This is a genomic window from Negativicoccus succinicivorans (genome assembly GCF_018373335.1).
Classification (GTDB): domain Bacteria; phylum Bacillota; class Negativicutes; order Veillonellales; family Negativicoccaceae; genus Negativicoccus; species Negativicoccus succinicivorans_A.
Map to the genome: position 1 here is coordinate 1 of NZ_JAHAHH010000084.1, position 4,997 is coordinate 4,997.

Genomic DNA, 4,997 nt, shown 5'->3' on the forward strand with positions numbered 1-4,997 from the left:
GTTTTTACGTGGACGAAAAAAGGATTTTGCCGTTTCACGGTTAATACATATATCAGAAACGGAGGCGTTATGCAGTTCAGCAAAGAATTTATTGAGCAGGTACGTGCCGGCAATCCGATTGTCGATGTGGTCGGAAGCTACGTGCCGCTGACCCGAAAACAGAATAATTATTGGGCGTGCTGTCCGTTTCATGAAGAAAAGACACCGTCATTTTCCGTCTCACCCGACAAGGAGTTTTTTTATTGTTTCGGTTGCCATGCGGGCGGTGACGTTTTTCAATTTGTGCAAAAGATAGAAAATATTTCCTTCCCGGAATCCGTGGAAAAACTGGCACAAAGGATCGGCTTGGAAATTCCCAAGACGGATCTGTCGCCGGCGGAGCGCGAGCGGGAAGAAGAGCGGCAACGATTGTATGAGATCTGCGATTTAGCGGCCGATTATTTTCATAATTGTCTGACGAAAACGCGCATGGGCGCGGTAGGGATTGACTATTTTAAGAAACGAGGCCTATCTGCGCAGACTATTGTCGACTTCAAGCTCGGCTTTGCACCGCCGCAGTGGGACCGCTTGTATCGTGATTTTCGCGAACGCGGTTACCGGGAAAAAGATTTGATTAAAAGCGGTTTGTGCCTGACGAAAAACGGGAAAACGTATGATCGTTTCCGCGGGCGCTGCATGTTTCCGATTCGCGACGATAAAGGCCGTGTGGTGGCTTTCGGCGGTCGCATTGTCGAAGAAGGCGAGCCGAAGTATTTGAACTCACCGGAATCGCCGATCTTTCATAAAGGCGACCTGCTCTTTGCGATGGAGCGGGCCCGCAAAGAGATTCGCAGAACAAAACAGGCGGTGCTGGTCGAAGGTTATATGGACGTGGTGGGCGTTCACAATTTAGGTGTGACCAATGTCATCGCGTCTCTCGGTACGGCATTCACGCAACGTCAGGCGCAATTGCTGCGCCGCATTTGCGATGTGGCGATCGTCGCGTATGACATGGATCGAGCCGGCCGCGAAGCGACCCGGAGAGCGATTGCCATCGCGCGCGAGTCGGGACTGAAACTCCGTATTGCCACGCTTCCCGACGGGAAAGATCCGGATGAATACATTAAACAACACGGCGCTAAAGCGTGGGAAGATGTCATTGCCATGGCGCAAAATGTGCTGGACTACCGGCTGGATGAAATCATTGCGAGCCACGACGCGACCACTGCAGACGGAAAAAATACGATCGTTCAGGAATTTATTCCGGAAATCCTGCAAACGGATAATGCGATTACGATCGACAGCTATCTGCGACGTTTGGCGACACGTTTACGCATGAATGAAAATATCGTGCGCAGTGAAGCGCAAAAAATCGCCAAAGCGCAAGCTAAAAACGTGTATATCGCGCCGGCGGGAAACCGAACGGAAGCGACCGATGCGCCGCGCGTCACTGCCGATCCGGCGGAGGACGATGCGATGCATCTGCTGTTCAGCGGCTCGGCGCAACGCCGGGAACTGCTCGATCAGTTGACGACGGAGGATTTTACCAATCCTTTGTGGAAAAATATTTTTGCCTTTTTACAGACGACGGCAAACGACACGGTGAATGCGGCGCAAATCGGCCGTGAAATTTCTTTGACGGCCGACGAGCAAGCACGGCTTTCGGGTGTTATAATAGATGGGCTGACGCCACGAACCACCGACGTGGCATTACTTATCCGACGTCTCCGCAAGGCGACGCTGGTGCGCTCCTATAATGCGCACAGAAAAGCGGCCGAACAGTATAATCAGGCGGGAGATGTCGAAGCGTTTCGCAGGGAAATGGAATTAGTCGTAGAAATTTCACAAACAATCCATTCCTTGTGATGAGTGGTAAAGGAGGCGCCATGCAAGCAACGGAGAAAGGCAATCGCGCGCACGTCGCAAGTCTTGTAGCCCGCGCGGATAAGCAGGGGAACCTTGCGTACAGCGTTTGGCAAGAGTATGCGGTGCAGCAGGGTTTTTCGTATCGTAAATGGGACCAGATGCTCGCCGCGCTGGCCAAGCGGGGACTCGTTCTTTGCGCGGTTACATCGCCCGCCGCCGCCCAGGCGGAGGCGACGGAAGCGTCCGGCGGTCGCGTCGATGACGCGGTGCAAACTTATTTAAAAGAAATCGGCCAGGTCGATTTGTTGACGGCTGACGAAGAAGTGGAACTGGCGCAGCGCATTGAAGCCGGACGCGAGGTGGAAGGTTTCACGAAACGCGAACAGCGCGATCTGGAAGCGGATGCCGATATGGCGCGCAAAGAGCTTTCCGATGCCAATCTGCGTTTGGTAGTAAGCATTGCCAAAAAATACCACGGTCGCGGTTTGCCGTTTTTGGACTTGATCCAGGAAGGCAATCTCGGCTTACTGCGGGCGGTGGAAAAATACGATTACACAAAGGGATTTAAGTTCAGCACCTATGCGACCTGGTGGATTCGCCAGGCCATTACGCGGGCGATTGCCGATCAGGCGCGTACGATCCGTGTGCCGGTGCATATGGTGGAAACCATCAATCGGATGAATCGGTTGACCCGCCAGATCGGGCAGGAAAAGGGTCGCGAAGCGACGATTGAAGAAGTCGCCGAAGCGATGGAAGTAAGCGTTGAGCGAGTACGAGAAATTCGGAAAATCGCGGAAGAACCGGTTTCGTTGGAAAAGCCGGTCGGGGAAGAGGAAGATTCCCACTTGGGTTCGTTTATTGAAGATCGCGAAGCGGTAGCGCCGGAAGAAGCCGTGGCGGAAACATTGCAACGCGAACAAATTGAAGCGGCACTTAATACGCTGCCTGAACGCGAACGCGAAGTCATTTACCTGCGCTTCGGTTTGCGTGACGGCAAACACCGTACGCTTGAAGAAGTCGGACGATATTTTGACGTTACACGTGAGAGAATCCGGCAAATCGAACGCAAAGCACTGGAAAAGCTGAAAACGCAAGAAAAATTATTGCGCTGATTTAAGGGGAGAGATTTTTGAAACAAAGCAAGGACGGAGCTGTGGAAGAAGAAACCATGACGGCAACTAACCAGACCAAGACGACAAAAAAACGAGCTCGCCTGACGGTGCCGGAACGAATCGAAATCGCTCGGCAGGGTTTGATCGAATGGTATCAGACCAAATCGCAGGATACTGCCGCCGCATCTTCCATTTTGGCTCCGCATCATTTTTCGAAACGCAGTCGCACATTGTTGACGGAGCAATTACAGGAGGCGGGTGTTCCGCTTGCGATCACGGAAGATGATCAAGTCACCGTGACGACACCGGTGGAAAAAGCCTCAAAAAAGACCAAGAAAAAAGCAGCTGCCGACAAAAAAACGACCGCATCCAAAACTAAAAAGAAGAGCAAAGGGAAAGTATCGAAACGCACCGTTGCAGTCGACGATGCCCAATCGATGCAGCGGCTGATCAAAGAAGGCGCCAGCCTTGATCAGGTTCTGATGCTTTTGGTGGAACGTGGCCGACGTGACGGCGTGTTGACGTATGAAGAAGTCATGGATGCCTTCGAACGGTTTGATTTAAGCGCGGAAAAAATTGAAAAAATTTACGCTCGCTTCTATAAAGAGAATATTGAAATGGTCAACAGCGAAGAGAAGGAAGAGGCGCTGGCGGAAGACGATGAAGACGAAGACAGTGAAGCGCGCGAAGCGCGTAAAGCGGCATCGGAAAACTTACAGGACAGCAATGACAATATCCATTTAGATGATCCGGTGCGCATGTACCTTAAAGAAATCGGTCGCGTTTCGTTGTTAAAAGCGCCGGAAGAAGTAGCGCTTGCCAAACGTATTGAAGCCGGTAAATTGATTATGGAAACGCAGGCGCAGCGACAGGCCGTGATCCGTTGGGTAGCTGCAATGGCGCAGGTAAGTGATGCGCAGGGTGAAATTCCGTATACTGCGTTCCAAGTTCCTTCCGAATTGGAATGGAACGAAACGACGGCGGATATTTTGCAAACATCATTGGACATTTTGCAGATGAAGCCTGCGGACGGATTAAATATAGCGCAGGCGGTAGAAATGGCGACGGCCATGGCGGAACTTCCATCCGATGAAGACAGCGCGGAGACAACACCGAGCGAAGCCTTTTTATCACCTGACGAAGTGCAAAGCCGGTTGGAGGCAGGGCTCGTCACGGATGAAATGCGCCACAACGAGGGCAGCGTTTTAGCGGACGCGCATTTCGCCAAGCAGGATTTGACGGATGCCAATTTGCGTTTGGTCGTCAGCATTGCGAAACGCTATGTTGGCCGCGGCATGCAATTTTTGGATTTAATGCAGGAAGGTAACCTCGGTTTGATCAAAGCCGTCGATAAATTCGACTACAAAAAAGGTTACAAATTCAGCACGTATGCGACCTGGTGGATTCGCCAGGCGATTACCCGTGCGATCGCCGATCAGGCGCGTACGATTCGTATTCCGGTGCATATGGTGGAAACCATTAACAAACTTTCACGCACGGCCCGCAATTTATTGCAGGAACTGGGGCGCGAAGCAACGCCGGAAGAAATCGCCGAGCAAATGGACATTACCGTGGAACGTGTGCGAGAGATCATGAAGATTGCGCAGGAACCGGTTTCGCTGGAAACGCCGATCGGCGAAGAGGAAGATTCCCACTTGGTAGAATTTATCGAAGACCGCAATGCCGTTGCTCCGGAAGAAGCGGCTTCGGCCATTTTGCTCAAAGAGCAGGTCGATGATATTTTGCAAGGTCTTACCAAACGCGAACGGGAAGTTATTTATTTGCGCTTCGGGTTAAAAGACGGCAAGCAGAGAACGCTGGAAGAAGTCGGCCAGTACTTTGACGTCACGCGCGAACGGATTCGTCAGATCGAGCGCAAGGCCCTGGAAAAATTGCGCAGCCGCGGGAAACGCGAGAAGATTACCGACTACCTCTGATGTTTGTTTAATTAGAGTTAGTAATGCTGGAAAATCCACCAGCTTATTATATAGTAAGATTGTAACTACGCTATAGGTTATATTTATAATTTATATATGTAGG

General features: G+C 51.4%; 2 protein-coding genes and 2 pseudogenes. All 4 read left to right on the forward strand.

What is annotated here, in order from left to right; translation table 11 throughout:
- Positions 1-69 precede the first annotated feature (69 nt).
- A complete protein-coding gene (dnaG, locus tag KH813_RS05970) occupies positions 70-1,845 on the forward strand; it encodes a DNA primase (protein WP_303994445.1) in 1,776 nt (591 codons plus the stop codon).
- 20 nt (positions 1,846-1,865) lie between these two features.
- Entirely contained in the window at positions 1,866-2,957 is a 1,092-nt protein-coding gene (rpoD, locus tag KH813_RS05975) for an RNA polymerase sigma factor RpoD (protein WP_303994446.1), read from the forward strand.
- A gap of 482 nt (positions 2,958-3,439) precedes the next feature.
- Positions 3,440-3,787 (forward strand): annotated as a pseudogene (locus KH813_RS05980) (RNA polymerase sigma factor region1.1 domain-containing protein); the annotation flags it as partial.
- Positions 3,788-4,180: 393 nt separating this feature from the next.
- Positions 4,181-4,894 (forward strand): annotated as a pseudogene (rpoD, locus tag KH813_RS05985) (RNA polymerase sigma factor RpoD); the annotation flags it as partial.
- Between the last annotated feature and the right edge of the window lie 103 nt (positions 4,895-4,997).

Excerpts from the sequence above, each read along its gene's own strand:
- dnaG (WP_303994445.1), top strand. The coding sequence starts at position 70 with ATGCAGTTCAGCAAAGAATTTATTGAGCAGGTACGTGCCGGCAATCCG.
- rpoD (WP_303994446.1), top strand. The coding sequence starts at position 1,866 with ATGCAAGCAACGGAGAAAGGCAATCGCGCGCACGTCGCAAGTCTTGTA.